Here is a 15,838-nt window from a genome sequence, read left to right on the forward strand (position 1 = left end):
GCTTTTAAGAGCAGTCTGATATTCATCTGAATGCAATTGCATTAAGTTTCGCATCGTCTGATTTTTCAATTGTTCAGTACTTTTGAATGTCCTGCTGCTGAGGCGTGGCCAGCTCGGCTGGCGAACTTGCGCTTGAGAAGTCGAGAACCAATTAACAGTCAATAAAGTTGCTGTTCTCGTCTTTTTGCTCGTTATAAAGAGTGTTCCTTGATCTATGAAACGTTTACACATTGCTTTGCTGGATGATCATGCAATTGTACGACATGGTTTAGTCAATCGACTGGTACAGGAACCGGATTTTGAAGTGGTCGGCGTGTACAGCCGTAGCCGTGACCTGATAACCGGGCTGGCGACAGCACCGGCCGAGATATTGCTGCTGGATTTTGTGCTGGGCCCCTGCGAGCTGGATGGTATTTCGTTGATTCGCGCGCTGCGCGTGAAGTTTCCAGCCTGCCGGATCCTGATCTTTTCCACGCACCATGACGCAGCGACCGCAATCCTGGCGTTACGGGTGGGCGCACGCGGGTTTCTGGGCAAGGGCGAAGACATGGAGCAGTTGATCTGCGCGGTCCGGCTGGTGGCCTCAGGCGCCGTGTACTTGAGCCCGGACATGGCCTACCGCGTGGCGGAGGCCACCGCCGTGAGCTATGACGGCGAGGCTAACGGCCGGGATGAAGCCCTGCGCTTTGTCAGCCTTTCTGCACGTGAACAGGAGGTGATTCGGTGTTACCTGGCCGGCATGACCATCACCGAGATCGCCGAGAAATTCAACCGCAGTATCAAAACCATCAGTTCGCAAAAAGCCGCCGCATTTCGCAAGTTGGGGGTGATGTCGAACAATGAGTTATTCAGGATCAGGCATATTATCGAAGGAATTTGAGCGGTGCGGATTCATCTGCTGTGCGCGTGTCATTTTGCGGTTATTGCATATACTCATGTGCGTATTAGACGTTGTATCGATGAGTTATCCCTGTGTTTCGACGGTGCGGCGCGCGCCGGGCCGAGAGGGTACGATCACGATGAAAACCATACGCATTGCGTTATTGGATGACCACGCCGTCGTTCGACATGGCCTTGCCAATACGTTGGCAGCCGAGGCGAACTTTGAAGTGGTTGGCATTTATGAAAAAAGTCGCGACTTGATTGCCGGCCTTGTTACGGCACCGGCAGATTTACTACTGCTGGATTTCTCTCTTAATCCCAATGAGTTGGACGGTGTATCACTGATCCGGGCGTTGCGCGTCAAATTTCCCGAATGCCATATTCTGATCTTGTCCAGCCATCATGATCCGGCGACAGTGGGCCTGGCCATGCGCGTGGGCGCACGTGGTTTTGTGGGGAAGGGCGAAGACATGAGCCAGTTGGTGAAAGCGATTCGCAAAGTCGCAGCGGGCGCCGTGTATTTGAACACCGACATGACCTATCGCTTGGCGGAAACGGTCACGGGTGAGACGCGTGAAAGCACCAACGTGGAGCGCGATGCGCTGGCCCTGGCGGAATTGACGAGCCGCGAGCAGGAAGTCATTCGCTGTTATCTGGCAGGCATGACCGTGAGTGAAATTGCCGAGAAATTCAATCGCAGCATCAAAACCATCAGCACGCAAAAAACTTCTGCATTCCGCAAGCTTGGGGTGACGTCTAACAATGAGCTGTTCAAGCTCAACAAGATCATCGGTACTCCATGAAAAGGGCGCTGTGTACCGTGGCGTTATGTAGCTTGCTGATAATGATGGTGCCTGCTGCAAGGGCCGGTCCGGTCGAGCTGAGTGCAGAGCAAAAGGATTGGGTCCAGACGCATCCAGTATTACGGGTCGGCGTGGTCGAAGACCTGATGCCCTTCGAATACATCAGCGACGCAGTCATGCGCGGGCGGTCGATAGAGTATTTGCAATTCGTCACGGCCGCGACCGGCCTTCAGTTCACGTTCGTACCTGGAAAAACGCTGGCCGAGCGCGAGAAAATGTTGCTGGAAGGCCAGGTTGACCTGCTGTCGTCTTATTTACGCTTCAGGTCTGAACCCACTACCAAGGGGCTTCGAACGCTTGCCTACGAATCGACCTCACCGGTCATTGTGACGCGTGTCGAGAGCCCCGATGTTTTCGATATTGACCAATTGCATGGTAAGACCGTAGCGATACCCGATGGTACGTATTACCAGCAGATCTTTCGCCGAAAAGGGGTGCAGGCCACTTTCAAAAGAAGCGCTTCAGCCTTGGAGATACTGACCAGCGTTGAAGACGGCAGTGCCGATGCGGCAATCGCGTCAGCCATCTTTCTAACGCCTTATCTGTATCAACGGTTCCAGGGCATTCTGGAAGTATCCGGTGTGCTCGGCAGCCAGGTGCTGGATGTGAGCATGGCGACCCGTACAGACCAGGTCATGCTGTATTCAATACTGGAGAAGGTGTTCGCCTCCATCACCGTCGAGCAACGCAACCGGCTGTATGGGCGCTGGTACCAGGATCTGGACCTGAATGTTCCATCGCTGCCCAGTATCGCCGCCCATTATTTGCATGTGTTGATCCTTGGCGCGCTCGTGCTGGTCAGCCTGTGCGCACTGCTGTATCGAGGCCAGCGTCAACGGTGCCTGGCGGTGCGTAACGAGCAGGAAAAAACCATGTTCCTGGCGGTGATGGGGCATGAAATCCGGTCACCGATGAATGCAGTGCTGGCGGCAATGGAATTGCTCGGGCACACCCGGCTCAACCAGCAGCAGCGCCATTTGGCCCATCTGGCTAACAGTGGTGCCAACGCCTTGGGGCGGCTGCTGGATGATGTTTTGGACAGGCCCGGCTCAATTGCCACACCGCCAAGGCTGGCTGTCGAGGCAATCGACATTGAGGCATTGGTTCAAGGTGTAGTTGGCCTGCATCGACTGCGTGCGCGGGAAAAACACCTGAGCTTGAACTGCCATATCCAGGCGCAGTTGCCCTTGTTGCTGCTCGACAGCTCCCGGCTCACGCAGATTTTTCATAACCTGCTATCCAACGCCATCAAGTTTACCGACACGGGCGGTATCGACATCGACGTAGCGTTAGCGGTTTCAGCGGACGGCACCGCGCAATTGCAGATTGAGGTTCGCGACAGTGGAGTCGGTATTTCAGACGCAGCGCAGGCCGCCCTGTTTCGTCCTTATGCCCAGGCCCGAGAGTCTTCCCGGCGCACAGGGGGCACCGGGTTGGGCCTGATGATCTGTCGGCAACTGGTGGGTTTGATGCAGGGGACGTTGACGCTGACGAGTGAGCAGGGCTCAGGCACGGCAGTGGCTATTCGCTTACCGGTGAGCATCGGCGAGGAGCCACCGGTCTTGATGCCGCAAGCGGCACCCTCAGCCCTGCCAACCGTAAGCGGCCTGCAGATTCTGGTGGTGGAAGATACCTATGCGAACCAGGAGGTTTTGCGTGCGCAGATCAGTGCATTCGGCTGCCAGCCAGTGATCGCTGCCGACGCCGCGCAAGCCTGGCCGCTGTTCAGGGCAACCGTATACGACCTGGTGCTGATGGACTGTGATTTGCCCGATGAAGACGGTTATGGCCTGGTGCGCAGGTTGCGCGCCCTGGAAATACAACTGGGGCGCACACGCAGCCCGATTATCGCGATCTCTGCCCTGACCGGCGACCGTCATCTTCAACGCTGTATTGAGGCGGGCATGGACGCGACGCTGAGCAAGCCCATACGCCTTGGGCAGCTGTGCGAAGTCATTGAACGCTGGTGCGGGGTCAAGCTGGCCGCCCCCAGTACCAGCTTGATGGCGCCTTTGCTGGATCAAGCCGCAATCAACCGTGAAATGGCCGGTGACCTGGCAAACCTGGTCAAAGCCATCGCCCTGTGCGACCGCGAATCGGCTCAACACGTGGCTCATCGATTGCACGGTGCGGCGTTGATCATGGAGTGGTCGGCACTGGCGCAGGCCGCCGAGTACATGGAGCGTCTGCTGTATGGCGAAACAGAGTGGGGACCGGTGCACGCCCAAGCCCTGCGGCCGTTGTTGCAGCATTGGGCCGCGTTGAGCGGCGATACAGTGCTCGACATACTGCCGGCGACGCGTGCGCAGCGGACGGCCCGCTGATGAGGCGCCTGCTGCTGGTACTGGCATTGGTGTGCCTTCCGGCGTCGGCAGGCGTGTACGCCAGTTCGCCACCGATGGTGTTGACGCAGCAGGAGGTGGACTGGATCGCCGCCCATCCGGTACTGCGTGTGGGTGTGTTCGAGGACCTGCTGCCATTCGAATACATGAGCGGCGGCCAATTGCGCGGTCTGTCGGCCAAGTACCTGAGGCTGATCGGACTGCGTACCGGTCTGCATTTCGAGCCGGTGCTGACCACCACGCGCAGTGCGCGCAAGGAGATGCTGATCAGCGGTGAGGTGGACATATTGTCCACTCGACGTCGTTCCGACGACCCGGCCCAGGATCGTGGGATGCTTTACACCCTGCCTTACAACACCAGTTCGACGATCCTTGTCAGTCGCTTTGGCGATCAGCCCCTGGCAGGCCTGGAACAGCTTGCCCACAAACGCTTGGTCATGTTGGGTCGCGAAGTCTATGGCGCCTTCCTGCGCGAAGAGGCGCCAGGGGTCACGCTCATCGCCGCCCAGAACGCGGTCGACATGATGGCGATGGTCAAGGACGGCAAGGCGGACGCCGCTATCGCTTCGGAGTGGTTGTTGATCCCGTATCTTTCCCGCCAGTACCAGGGCGTCTTGCAGATATCCGGCGTGGTGCCGCAACTGCACACCGGCGTCAGCATGGCGGTGCGCGATAGCGATGCGGTCCTGCTGTCGATCCTGGAGAAGGCATTGGCCTCCATCACCGGGGATGAGCGCAAGGCGATCTTCGATGCCTGGTTTGCCGACATGAACCTGGATATCCCGACCATCAGGTCCATCGCCGAACATTACGCGGGTGAGTTGTGGCTGTTGCTGGCCATTGTGCTGTTGCTCATCACGCTGGTGTGGCAAAGCCGGGTCCAGCGGCGGCGCGCGGTGCAGCGTGAGCGCGAGAAAGCGATGTTCCTCGCGGTCATGAGCCATGAAGTGCGCTCGCCCATGAATGCAGTGCTGGCGGCGGTCGAGCTGCTTGAGCACACCCCTCTGGACGAACAGCAGCGGCACTTCACGGACCTGGCCAATACCGGCGCCAATACCTTGCTGCGCCTGGTAGACGATGTGCTGGATATCTCCAAGATGGAGGCCGGGCAATTGCAGCTCAATCCTGAGCCGCTGGACTTGTGGTCACTGTTGCAACAGCAGGTGGATGATTACCGAGGCTATGCCGAGGAAAAGGGCCTGACGTTGACATTGACTGGCCAGCGCCCAGTCGCTTCAGCACTGCTCGATGACCAGCGGGTGGCCCAGGTGCTGCGTAACCTGATCTCCAACGCCATCAAGTTCACCGAGCACGGCCGGGTCGAGGTGCAATTGCTGTCGCCGGACACTCAGCCGGGGGCCAGTTCAGACGTGTTGATGCGTGTGGTCGACACCGGCATTGGTTTGTCCGACCAGGCGCAAGCTGCTCTGTTTCGGCCCTATGCCCGCGCCAGGCAATCATTCAAGCGCAGTGGCGGCACCGGTTTGGGGCTGGTGATCTGTCGCCGTTTGGTGAAGTTGATGCACGGCGAGCTGACCTTGAGCAGCGTCCCGGGGAGCGGCACCCAGGTCGAAGTGAGGTTGCCCGTCGAGTGGGCTGGAGCGCTTGAGCCGCCTGTGCGGGCAGCAGATCCTGATGCGGCGTCCAGGGAGGTTTCATTATGGGTGCTGGTGTCGGGAGGCGAATATGCCGATCAGCAAGCAGTAAAGGCCCTGCTTCAAGGTTTTGGCCTGGGCGTACGGCTGGCGGTCGAGGGTGACGAGACGCTGGCGCTCTTCAATCAGCACAGGGTCGATCTGGTACTGATCGATGAGCATCAGGCGTTCAACCTGAGCGGCCCTATGCGCGACGTGGAGCGCCAACAACAGCGCGGGCATTGTCCAATCATTGCGATGTCGCAGGTAACAGGTAATGACTATCTTGAACGCTGTTTTGAGGCCGGCCTGGACGGCGTGCTGAGCAAGCCGGTGCGTCAGGACAAATTGCAGCAAATGATCGAGCTGTGGTGCGATCAGGTCCTGATACCAGCGGCGCAGGTGCATGCTGCCTCAGGGCAAGAGCGGGAAGGGCAGCAAGAAGCACTGCGCCAGGATCTGAACCGTCTGTTCAGCGCTGTTGCCCTGCGTGATCGCCCGGTTGCCCTGCAGGCGGCGCATCGGCTAAAGGGGGCTGCACAGACGGTAGGCTGGACTGCGATAGCGGCCGGCGCCGAAGGGATCGAGTCGTTGTTGCACGATGAAGTGAACTGGCCAACCGTAGCGGTTGCGGATCAACTCAATCTTATGGCGCAAGACTGGGCTGCGGCCGGTTATTGAATAACGCGTCTTGCCTCGACAGTCTGGTTTTTAGGACCACTCCTATAGACGAAATAGTGACTCTAAAAACAAATAACATAAGTTGAAGTGCGTAAGTTTTTGTCGAGCGAAACAGACGTTAATTGTTGAAAATATTGAGTGGCTTAGTTGTTTTTAGGAGCACTCCTATATTGGGTGTTGCGCGGACTCCCTACACTTCACTGCGCAACAACACAGAAGTTATCCAGCACCGGAAACTTCTTCACTTACCTGGTATATCGCTCTCTCGGAGTTACTCATGAATTACAAAGCCCGCGTCCTCGCTGCATTGGTCGCCGCAACCGCCACCTCCGCTGCCATGGCTTCGGATGGCACCATCAATTTCAACGGTGAACTGAAGGCCGAGACCTGCCAGGTTGCAGTGAATGGGGCGGCCGGCTCGGCAGGCACCACCGTCACGCTGCCGACTATCTCCACTGCTTCCCTGGCCTCTGCTGGTCAGGTGGCGGGCCAGACTGGTTTCAGCATTCAGTTGAGCAAATGCTCGGCAGCGCTGAAAACCGCGGCTGCATTCTTTGAAGCCGGTGGCTCGGTTGACCCGGCCAGCGGCAACTTGAAGAACATCGGCGGTGGTGCCACCAAGGTCCAACTGCAATTGGTCGACGCATCCAATGGCAAGGCCATCAAGGCCGGCGACACCGCACAAGTGGCGTCCACCAGCCGTATCGACATCGATGCCACCTCACTCAGCGCAGACCTGCCATACGCAGTTCAGTACTACGCCCAGGCCGCGACCACGCCGGGCACCGTTATCAGCAACGTGACTTACTCCATCAATTATCAGTAAGTCGCCGGTAATGAAGGCACGCCCTGTTGTTTATTTAAAGGGCGTGTTTTCGGGGCGGCATTGGGACTAAGTCATGCCTTGCATACTTGCATTTAAACAATTGCTTCTGGCAAGCCTTGTGGCACTTGGGTGTTCCCAGGCGCTGGCAGGTGTAGTGATCACCGGCACCCGCGTGATCTACCCGGCGGACCAGAAAGAAGTCACGGTAAAACTCAATAACAACGGTACTCAACCCGCGTTGATGCAAGCGTGGATTGACACCGGCAGTGTGGAGTCCACCCCCACCAGCTCCAAGGCGCCGTTTCTGCTGTCGCCTCCGGTGGCGCGTATCGACCCGACCAAGGGCCAAAGCCTGCGAGTGCTATTCACGGGGACAGCGCTGCCCCAGGACAAGGAGTCGGTTTTCTGGCTCAACGTGCTGGAAATTCCGCCTAAACCTGAGGCTGGGGAAGACCTGAACACTCTGCAAATGGCCTTCCGTTCGCGGATCAAATTGTTCTATCGCCCGACCGGTCTTGCAGGCACCGCCAGCGAAGCGATCGAGCAGGTGCAATGGCAACTGGTTGCGGCCCGCGATGGCCAGGGCCTTGCCCTGCAAGCGTTCAACCCGTCGGCGTTTCACGTATCGCTGGTCGAGCTGGACCTGGTGGCCGGCGGTCAGCGCGCGCGCAGTGAGGACGGCATGGTGGGCCCGGGTCAAACCCGGCAATTTCCGCTGCCGACTCTTAAAACCCCACCCGCCGCAGGCGCACAGGTGGAGTTCAGCGCAATCAACGATTACGGCGCGCTGATCCCGACTCGGAAAGCACTCAAGCCCTGATCAATTCCTGACGTCTTTACCCGCGAGTCATTTATGCAGACCTCTTCCCGCTCCAGGCCGCCTCTGGGGGCGCAGCCTCGCTTCGCCCTGAATCCGCTCACCCGCTTGATACTCAAGGTACTGGCCGTCACGCCAGGCGCCTGGGGCGTACACGCCGCGATGGCGCAAGAGGTGCAGTTCAACGATGCATTCCTGCCGGAAGACTCACGCAATCTCGACCTCGGCAAATACCAGGCCGGTAACCCGGTGACCCCTGGGCAGTACCGTGCGGACGTTGTGCTCAACGGCCAGTTGAACAGTCGCCAGGACATACGTATCGAGGCCCAGCCTGACGGCAGCAAGCCGGTGGTGTGCATGGACCATGGTTTGCTTGAGCGCCAGGGCGTGAACATCGCCAAACTGTCGCCCGAAGCCAGCCAGGCGCTTGACGGTCCAGGTTGCACGGCATTGAGCAGTTTGATCCAGGGTGCCAGTGCGAACTTTTCCCCGGAGAACCAGGCGCTCGACCTCAGCATCCCCCAGGCGGCCTTGAAGCGAAATTCGCGGGGTTATGTCAGCCCTGAACTGTGGGACCGTGGCGTCACCGCAGGCCTGCTCAGTTACAACTTCAATGCCAATCGCAACCGCACCCGCAGTGGCAACAATGACTCGGCCTTCCTGGGGCTCAATGCCGGCCTCAACCTTGGCGATTGGCGCTTGCGTCACAATGCATCGGTAGGCTGGCAATCGCGCAACGGTAGCCAGTACCAGGCGTTGGACAGCTACGCCCAACGCGATATCACTGCGCTGAAAAGCCAGCTGACTGTGGGTGAGTCCAACACCAGCGGCGAGATCTTCGACACCTTGTCTTATCGCGGCGTGCAGTTGGCCAGTGATGACCGCATGTTGCCCGACTCCATGCGCGGGTATGCGCCGGTTATTCGTGGCATCGCCCGCACCAATGCGCGCGTCACCATTCGCCAGGCCGGCAACGTGCTGCTGGAAACCACGGTCGCCCCCGGCGCCTTCGTGATTGACGACCTGTACTCCACCGGCTACGGGGGCGATCTCAACGTGAGCGTGGCCGAGGCGGACGGTACCGAACAAAACTTTATCGTGCCCTATGCCTCGGTCAGTCAGTTGCTGCGTCCTGGCACGTCACGTTTCAGCGTTACCGCCGGTGAAACCCGCAACAACTTCGTTGACGAGCAGACGCGCCTGCTGCAAGGCACGCTGCAATATGGCCTGAACAACACCTTCACCGGGTTCGGCGGTGTGCAATCGAGCGATCACTACGCGGCTGTCCTCACAGGCTTGGCGTTCGGCACGCCGATCGGCGCCTTGGCGGTGGACGTGACACACGCCCAGACCGACCTGGCTGCCGGTCGGGCGAAGGGGCAGAGCATGCGCCTGTCCTACAGCAAGAACATTCTTAGCACCGGCAGTAACTTTTCGGTGGCGGCCTACCGTTTTTCCACCCGTGACTACCTGGATTTCAGCAATGCCGTGCAGCTGCTCGATGCCGAGAAAAACGGTTGGGACACCAGCCAGTTCGGCCGCCCGCGCAGCCGCTTGTCACTCACCGCCGACCAGAGCTTCGGGCCTTGGGGCCAGGTGTCGATCAGCGGCTATGCCCAGAACTACTGGAACCAGCAGGGCAGCGACGTGCAGTACCAGCTCAGCTACAGCAAGCAGTTCAACCGGGTGAGTTTCAGCGTGAATGCCAACCGCAGCCGCATGGGCCTGGGCGATATGGAAAACAGTTTTCTGCTGACCATGAGCATGCCGCTCGAATTTGGCGGCTCGGGCTATGGGCCGCAAGTCACCGCACAACTGGGCCGTGACACTCGCGGCAATTACAGCGAGCAGGCGGGTATCAGCGGCACTGCCGGCCAGGATCGCCAATATGGCTATGGCGCCACCTTCGGTCATGACGGCGCCAGCAACACCAAGAGTGCCGCCCTCAACGGCCAGTACACCGGCGCCCGCGCCATGCTCAGTGCCGCCCTGGGCCGAGGCGATGGCTATACCAGCGCATCGGTGGGCGCGAGCGGTACGGTAGTGGCCCATGGCGATGGTGTGACCATGACGCCTTACCGCGGCGAAACCATGGCCGTGGTCAGCGCGCCAGGCGCCGAGGGGGCGAAGGTCTCCGGCTACCCGGGCCTGAGGCTCGACGGCAGCGGCAACGCCGTGGTGCCGTACCTGCGCCCGTATGAGTTGAACGAGGTGGCGATCGACCCGATCGGCAGTTCCCTGGACGTTGAGTTGAGCGAAACCAGCCAGCAGACCGCGCCGCGTGCAGGTGCAGTCGTGCACCTCAAATACACCACCAACCAGGGCCGGGCGGTGTTGCTCAATGTGCGCCTGGACGACGGCAGCAGCCTGCCGTTCGGCGCGGGGGTGACCGACGGCGAGGGGGCCACCGTGGGCGTGGTCGGGCAGGGCGGGCAACTGTATGCGCGGATCAAACCCGAGACGCGCCGCTTGCTGGTCAATTGGGGCAGCCGGGCGCAGCAGCAGTGCGCCCTGACGATCCCGCCAGGCCCTGGCGATGGGCAACAGCTGCAACAAGTGGACGCCGTGTGTGCGGCCGGCAAACAGGTCGCTGACAGCGTGCAGCCCAACACCCAGCAAAAGGTAGCGTTATGAACATCGGTTCTTTTATCAAACTGGGGTTGCTGGGCATGGCCTTGTGGGCCTCGGCCGGCACGGCCATGGCGGTCACCTGTTCCTACATGGACGGTGTCCGGCCTGCCGTTGGCTCCATGCCGTTGCAGATCTCGGCGATCACCGTCGGGCGTGATGTGCCGGTGGGCACTGAGGTCTATCGTCAAAGATTCAATATGGCGACAAGCCAGGCGGTCAAGCTTGAGTGCCTTTTCGCGCCGTATCAACAGTGGACCGAACTCACGGTTGAATCCAGCTATGCCCTTGCCAATATGACCACTGGCACCTATGCCAATAAGGTCTACAGAACCAGCGTTCCCGGATTGGGCGTTGCTTTCAATAGCTACGGTGGCCTGCTGCCCAGGCAAAGCGCCAAGGCATGGACCACGTGTACGCCCGGGTGGCGATGCCTCGTGCCGTTTGACGGGCCTTCGAACTTTGAGCTGATCTTGATCAAGATTGGCGAGGTGACGCCGGGTGTGCTGGTGGGCAATACATTGCCGATTGTGAGTCTGTTCGGCAATTTCGGCGACGCCAGAATGAACGGCTTCAGGATGGGCATTTCCGGCAGCATCCAGATTGTTTCGCGAACCTGCAGTACACCGGATGTCTCGGTGCCCATGGGCACACACCTGGTCAATAAATTCACTGGCCTTAACAGCAGCACGGGCTGGACGGATTTTGCCATCGCCTTGAATGACTGCCCGGCGTTCAACGGCATGTTTTCCACTACCGGTCCCGGCTGGATTTCACAAAGCGGTAACTCACCCACCGGCACCGGCACCAGCGGGACCCGCGTCAACAACACACTGCAATACCGCATCGACCCGGCTCGGACGGCCATCAATGCAAGCAACGGCATTCTGAGCCTCGACCCGAGCACGGCCGGCAATGCGCCTGCCGCGACTGGCGTCGGCATTCAGGTCGCCACCAGCAACGGCGTTGCCCTGCCATTGGCGAGCAACCGAAATGCGGGCCTGTCCCTCAGGAGTACCGAAAGCAGTTATTCCATCCCGCTGCGCGCGCGCTACCTGCAAACCGGGGCCAAGGTTACGCCGGGGCCGGCGAATGCGTCGGCAACCTTCACGATCATTTATCAGTGAGTGGTGGGGACATGACCAATAAAGCGCTACGTATTCTGATTGCCGATGGGCAGCACTTCTACCGCTTGAAAATCGAGCGGGCGTTGAACCAGTTGGGCTATTACCGTATCGCGCCGATACACCGGCTGGATGAAGTCCTCAGTGCTGTGGAGTTCGGCGATACGCCGCTGGATGTGCTGATCATCAATGCCGCCCTGGCGCACAGCGTGAAATTCGATTTGCTCTGGTTCATCAGGGACAACCCACAGATTCGTCATGTATTGATCTATGGTCAGGGCGAACGCGCTTCGCCCGCGCTTGCGTGGTGCCATGTGCCCAACGTGCTGATCAGTGCGGCGCCGTTGCCTGATCCGGAGGCGCTGGCGGCGTTTATGGGAAAGGTCGAGTGCAATACGGGCTGGAGTAATCAGGGCAGTGGGTCAAATAATCCATCAGGCGCCCAGCCCATCACTGTTTCAAGGTGACCTGTGTGTTCGTCCCGTTGCTCTCTGAGTGCGATAAAACCGTGCTTGTTGTAGAAGTGAAGGCTGGGAACATTCTGCGAATACACGCTCAGTTGAAGTGAAGTTCTGGATGCCTGCGCGTCCTTGAGCAATTGTGTACCGATACCACTGCCCTGATGCTCAGGCGCGACAAACAGCGCCGCCAGGGTGTCTTCATATACGCAACTGAAGCCCAGCACTTTCCCGTCGGCTTCAAACACACGGGTCACGGCGCTGGGCAGGTAGACCTCGCGCATGGCGCCCAGTTGGTCATGCCAGAAGGGGGGGTCGATAAAGTGGTGGGCCAGGATGGACGCGTGCAGCCAAATATCCAGGACGGGTTCCAGGTCGGCAGGTTGAAAGTGGCGAATCATAGTGCCTCAGTGTTTGAGTGAGCAGGCCGAACCCTGGCGAGACCGGCGCTGCCGCGCTTGAAGGTTCCTGCTGCTGCGATGGTGAGTAGGCGGCGAAAAGTCGGGCATTGTGCGTGGTTGGGGGCAGGGCAGGCGGCCGCATGGCGCAAGCCCCGGCTCATCGCCTGCAGGTGTTTGACCGTGGCATCAATCTCGTCGGCCTTGGCCAGCAGCACCGCTCTATCCACATTGGCCTGGCCATTGGGTGACAGCATGGCGTGTATCTCGTCCAGCGACAGGCCACCCGCCCGCCCGAGGGCGATGACCGCCAACTGCTCAACGACCGCTGCTGCGAAATGACGGCGAGCACCGGGCGGGCTGGTCGATGTAATCAACCCCTTCTTTTCATAAAAACGCAGCGTATGGGCAGCAATGCCCGTGCGTTTGACGACCTCGGTGATATCCATAGACAGACCATTGACTTGAAGTTGACTTCAACTTCTATGATGCCTGCGCAGGTTGAATGGGTCCATGACTAAGAGGTAGGTATGACAGCGCTGGAAGGGGTTGCACAGGTGGTGTTGTTGGGGGCAGGGGCTACCGTGGTGATGGATATGTGGATGCTGCTGATGAAGGTGCTTGGCGTTCCGACCCTGAATTTTGCGTTCGTTGGGCGTTGGGTCGGCCATGCGTGCCGGGGGCGATTTGCGCATTCAAGCATTGGGCAAGCGCTTCCCGTTCGAGGTGAAGTAGCCCTGGGTTGGATCGCGCATTACGTCACCGGAGTGGTGTTCGCGTGGGTGCTGGTGTGGATTGAAGGCGATGCCTGGTTGCTGGCGCCGACCTTTGTACCTGCACTGGCGTGGGGTGTTGTGACAGTGGCCGTTCCGCTGTTTGTGATACAGCCGGCCATGGGGGCCGGGTTTGCATCGTCCAGGACGCCGACGCCAGGCAAGAACCGACTGCGCAGCCTGATCAATCATGGCGTGTTTGGTGTGGGCCTTTACCTGGCGGCGTGGGTGATCGCCTGGGCCTGATGCAGATCAGCGCAGGAATTTGACGTACACGCACTCGGGGTCGTCTTCGTCGAGGTTCTCGATCTGCCCGCTGGGTATGAATCCGGCCTTTGTCATCAATGCCTGGGACGCGCGATTGGAGGCGTTGGTGGAGGCGAACAACTTCGGCGTCTTGCAGGCCGCCTCGGCCGCCGCCAGCAGGCGCAGGGCCACACCCTGGCGCTGGCAGGTCGGTGATACCACCACAAGGGCAATAAAGCCGTGATCGAAAAAGTCGTGGGTGAGCACCAGGTACCCGGCGCACGCGTGGTCGCTGACTGCCACCAGGCATTGCTGGTTAACCACGGCGTCGTGGATAAATACGCGGCGGTGGGCATGGGCAGCCGCGTAGGCGTCCAGTTCAACCAGGGCGTGTACGTCGTCGGGTTGGGCCTGGCGGATCAGCCACTGGGGCGTGGCGGGAGGTAGTTGTGCGTCAGCCATTTCGATCTCTATTCGACTCTACCGAGTGGACGGTTCGTGGTGTCATAGCTTGCGGGTTGTATCCATCCGGTCATGGAGGATACGAATGATTGAAATCCCATACGTAGTGATCCTGAAGTAAATCATGTGCTGCTCAATACTGCGCCGTCGATAGCCACTACGGATTTGGTCACAAGCCGGAGCTGTCTTAGGGTATTGCGCCAAAGACGGTATTCAGCCATGGGCGTCCAGCATCCTCTGTTTGAACGCCGCAGGATCAAAGCGCCGAGGTTCGCCGCTGGCTTCACCTTCAAGCAACGCAGCGCGAATGGCCTCCACTTGCGCGCTACGATCTTGTTCGCGACGAATCAAGTCCCGGATGTACTCGCTGTCATTGGTGTAATGGCCTGCTTCGATTTGTGCTTTTATCCAGCCATCTTGTTGATCCGTCACGGTGATGGTTTTTCGTACAGTGGCCATGATGGGGGCTCCAGAAGAATCTTTGTGTGAACCTATCATACTACTGGTGCGATATTGAGCATCCGAGATGAGTGGTTAAAAGAAGTCGTGTTTGGTATGAGCCGTCCCCGGTGCGTGAGGACATGCGCCTACCCGAATGGCGCAAACCCACGGCAACGGTTATCCGATTTTATGAAAATTGCTCTGAACTATCGCGCTCGGCACGCCCTCGCAACAGTATCCATGCACAGGAGGGAATCCGATGAACCACTACCCAACACCACCCTTCAATCCCCAGCAGCAGCCCGTTCCGGGCGACCAGCGCAAGATGGACCCGGTGCCGGATTGCGGTGAGCAAAGCTACAAAGGCTCGGGGCGCCTGGCCAACAAGATTGCGTTGATCACCGGCGCCGACAGCGGTATCGGGCGTGCGGTGGCAATTGCCTTTGCTCGCGAAGGCGCGGACGTCGCGGTGTCGTATCTGGACGAGCATGAGGACGCCAAGGAGACCGCTCGCTGGGTCGAAGCGGCAGGGCGCCAGTGCCTGTTGCTGCCCGGCGACCTGGGCGACGCGGCGCAGTGCACGGCGATCGTCAATGACACCGTCGAGAAATTCGGCCGTATCGATGTGCTGGTCAATAACGCTGCATTCCAGATGACCTATAAGTCTCTGGAGGACATTCCCGACGAGGATTGGGTGAAAACCTTCAACGTCAATATCACGGCGATGTTTCGCATCTGCAAGGCAGCGTTGCCGCATATGGCGCAAGGCAGTTCGATCATCAACACCTCGTCGGTCAATTCCGATATGCCCAACCCGACCCTGTTGCCCTATGCGGCCACCAAGGGTGCCATTGCCAACTTCACCGCCGGCCTGGCGCAGATGCTGGGCGAGCGTGGCATTCGGGTGAACAGCGTAGCGCCGGGGCCGATCTGGACGCCGTTGATCGTGTCGACCATGCCCGAGGAGTCGGTGAAGCATTTCGGTGGCAACACGCCACTGGGCCGCCCAGGCCAGCCGGTGGAAGTGGCGCCCATCTATGTGTTGCTGGCGTCGGATGAAGGCAGTTACATCTCTGGCGAGCGCTATGGCGTGACGGGGGGCAAGCCGATTCTTTGAACAGGCACATAACCCTGATTCAAGCAGCTCTAAAATGTGGGAGGGGGCTTGCCCCCGATAGCCATGGGTATCTACACAACTTCGTAGCAGCCACCAGTAACCACGATGCGAAGCGAGCCGCTCTTGATCTTGATCTGCTTTTGATC

General features: G+C 59.3%; 15 protein-coding genes and 1 pseudogene. 11 read left to right on the top strand and 5 right to left on the bottom strand.

What is annotated here, in order from left to right; all coding sequences use genetic code 11:
* The first annotated feature begins 214 nt into the window (after window positions 1–214).
* The 9 genes from E4P00_RS04285 (at window position 215) to E4P00_RS04325 (ending at window position 12,264) form a co-directional block, all read left to right on the top strand.
* Window positions 215–880, top strand: a complete 666-nt coding sequence (locus tag E4P00_RS04285) for a response regulator transcription factor (protein WP_078820998.1) — start codon at window positions 215–217, stop codon at window positions 878–880.
* Window positions 881–959: 79 nt separating this feature from the next.
* Window positions 960–1,685: a response regulator transcription factor gene (locus E4P00_RS04290; RefSeq protein WP_248130757.1), complete on the top strand. Its 726-nt coding sequence runs from the start codon at window positions 960–962 to the stop codon at window positions 1,683–1,685.
* Window positions 1,686–1,726: 41 nt separating this feature from the next.
* A complete protein-coding gene (locus E4P00_RS04295; RefSeq protein ID WP_248130759.1) occupies window positions 1,727–4,069 on the top strand; it encodes an ATP-binding protein in 2,343 nt (780 codons plus the stop codon).
* Window positions 4,069–6,402, top strand: a complete 2,334-nt coding sequence (locus tag E4P00_RS04300; protein ID WP_216091154.1) for an ATP-binding protein — start codon at window positions 4,069–4,071, stop codon at window positions 6,400–6,402. Before E4P00_RS04295 ends, E4P00_RS04300 begins: the two co-directional genes overlap by 1 nt.
* 277 nt (window positions 6,403–6,679) lie before the next feature.
* Window positions 6,680–7,228 carry a fimbrial protein gene (locus E4P00_RS04305; protein ID WP_078821002.1) on the top strand — a complete coding sequence of 183 codons (549 nt, stop codon included), beginning with the start codon at window positions 6,680–6,682 and terminating at the stop codon, window positions 7,226–7,228.
* A 73-nt stretch (window positions 7,229–7,301) separates the two neighbouring features.
* Complete coding sequence (locus E4P00_RS04310) at window positions 7,302–8,048, top strand: fimbria/pilus periplasmic chaperone (protein ID WP_078821003.1); 747 nt, start codon at window positions 7,302–7,304, stop codon at window positions 8,046–8,048.
* A gap of 33 nt (window positions 8,049–8,081) precedes the next feature.
* Window positions 8,082–10,679, top strand: coding sequence for a fimbria/pilus outer membrane usher protein (locus E4P00_RS04315; protein WP_194440461.1), 2,598 nt, complete (start codon window positions 8,082–8,084; stop codon window positions 10,677–10,679).
* Window positions 10,676–11,800: a fimbrial protein gene (locus tag E4P00_RS04320; RefSeq protein ID WP_216091157.1), complete on the top strand. Its 1,125-nt coding sequence runs from the start codon at window positions 10,676–10,678 to the stop codon at window positions 11,798–11,800. The genes E4P00_RS04315 and E4P00_RS04320 overlap by 4 nt, the downstream gene beginning before the upstream one ends.
* 11 nt (window positions 11,801–11,811) lie before the next feature.
* A complete protein-coding gene (locus E4P00_RS04325) occupies window positions 11,812–12,264 on the top strand; it encodes a response regulator (protein ID WP_179119818.1) in 453 nt (150 codons plus the stop codon).
* Here the strand turns inward: E4P00_RS04325 and E4P00_RS04330 are convergent.
* Both E4P00_RS04330 and E4P00_RS04335 read right to left on the bottom strand, forming a co-directional pair.
* A complete protein-coding gene (locus E4P00_RS04330; RefSeq protein ID WP_216091158.1) occupies window positions 12,207–12,656 on the bottom strand; it encodes an N-acetyltransferase in 450 nt (149 codons plus the stop codon). The two genes, E4P00_RS04325 and E4P00_RS04330, sit on opposite strands and share 58 nt — an antisense overlap.
* Complete coding sequence (locus E4P00_RS04335) at window positions 12,653–13,102, bottom strand: helix-turn-helix domain-containing protein (RefSeq protein WP_078821007.1); 450 nt, start codon at window positions 13,100–13,102, stop codon at window positions 12,653–12,655. Before E4P00_RS04335 ends, E4P00_RS04330 begins: the two co-directional genes overlap by 4 nt.
* 81 nt (window positions 13,103–13,183) lie before the next feature.
* On the opposite strand from E4P00_RS04335, the gene E4P00_RS04340 reads away from it, so the two are divergent.
* Entirely contained in the window at window positions 13,184–13,672 is a 489-nt protein-coding gene (locus E4P00_RS04340; RefSeq protein WP_078821008.1) for a DUF2938 domain-containing protein, read from the top strand.
* Between the two features lie 6 nt (window positions 13,673–13,678).
* Here the strand turns inward: E4P00_RS04340 and E4P00_RS04345 are convergent, their stop codons facing one another.
* The 3 genes and pseudogenes from E4P00_RS04345 to E4P00_RS04355 form a co-directional block, all read right to left on the bottom strand.
* Window positions 13,679–14,134 carry a GNAT family N-acetyltransferase gene (locus E4P00_RS04345; protein WP_078821009.1) on the bottom strand — a complete coding sequence of 152 codons (456 nt, stop codon included), beginning with the start codon at window positions 14,132–14,134 and terminating at the stop codon, window positions 13,679–13,681.
* A gap of 42 nt (window positions 14,135–14,176) precedes the next feature.
* A pseudogene (locus tag E4P00_RS04350) lies at window positions 14,177–14,338 on the bottom strand (type II toxin-antitoxin system RelE/ParE family toxin); the annotation flags it as partial.
* A 9-nt stretch (window positions 14,339–14,347) separates the two neighbouring features.
* On the bottom strand, window positions 14,348–14,593 hold the full coding sequence (locus E4P00_RS04355) for a type II toxin-antitoxin system ParD family antitoxin (protein ID WP_078821010.1): 246 nt from the start codon (window positions 14,591–14,593) through the stop codon (window positions 14,348–14,350).
* 241 nt (window positions 14,594–14,834) lie between these two features.
* Here E4P00_RS04355 and E4P00_RS04360 point away from each other — a divergent pair, with 241 nt between their 5' ends.
* Window positions 14,835–15,692 carry an SDR family oxidoreductase gene (locus E4P00_RS04360; RefSeq protein WP_032876588.1) on the top strand — a complete coding sequence of 286 codons (858 nt, stop codon included), beginning with the start codon at window positions 14,835–14,837 and terminating at the stop codon, window positions 15,690–15,692.
* Window positions 15,693–15,838 lie beyond the last annotated feature (146 nt).

Source organism: Pseudomonas sp. B329 (assembly GCF_023127835.1).
In the GTDB taxonomy this organism is placed as follows: domain Bacteria; phylum Pseudomonadota; class Gammaproteobacteria; order Pseudomonadales; family Pseudomonadaceae; genus Aquipseudomonas; species Aquipseudomonas synxantha_A.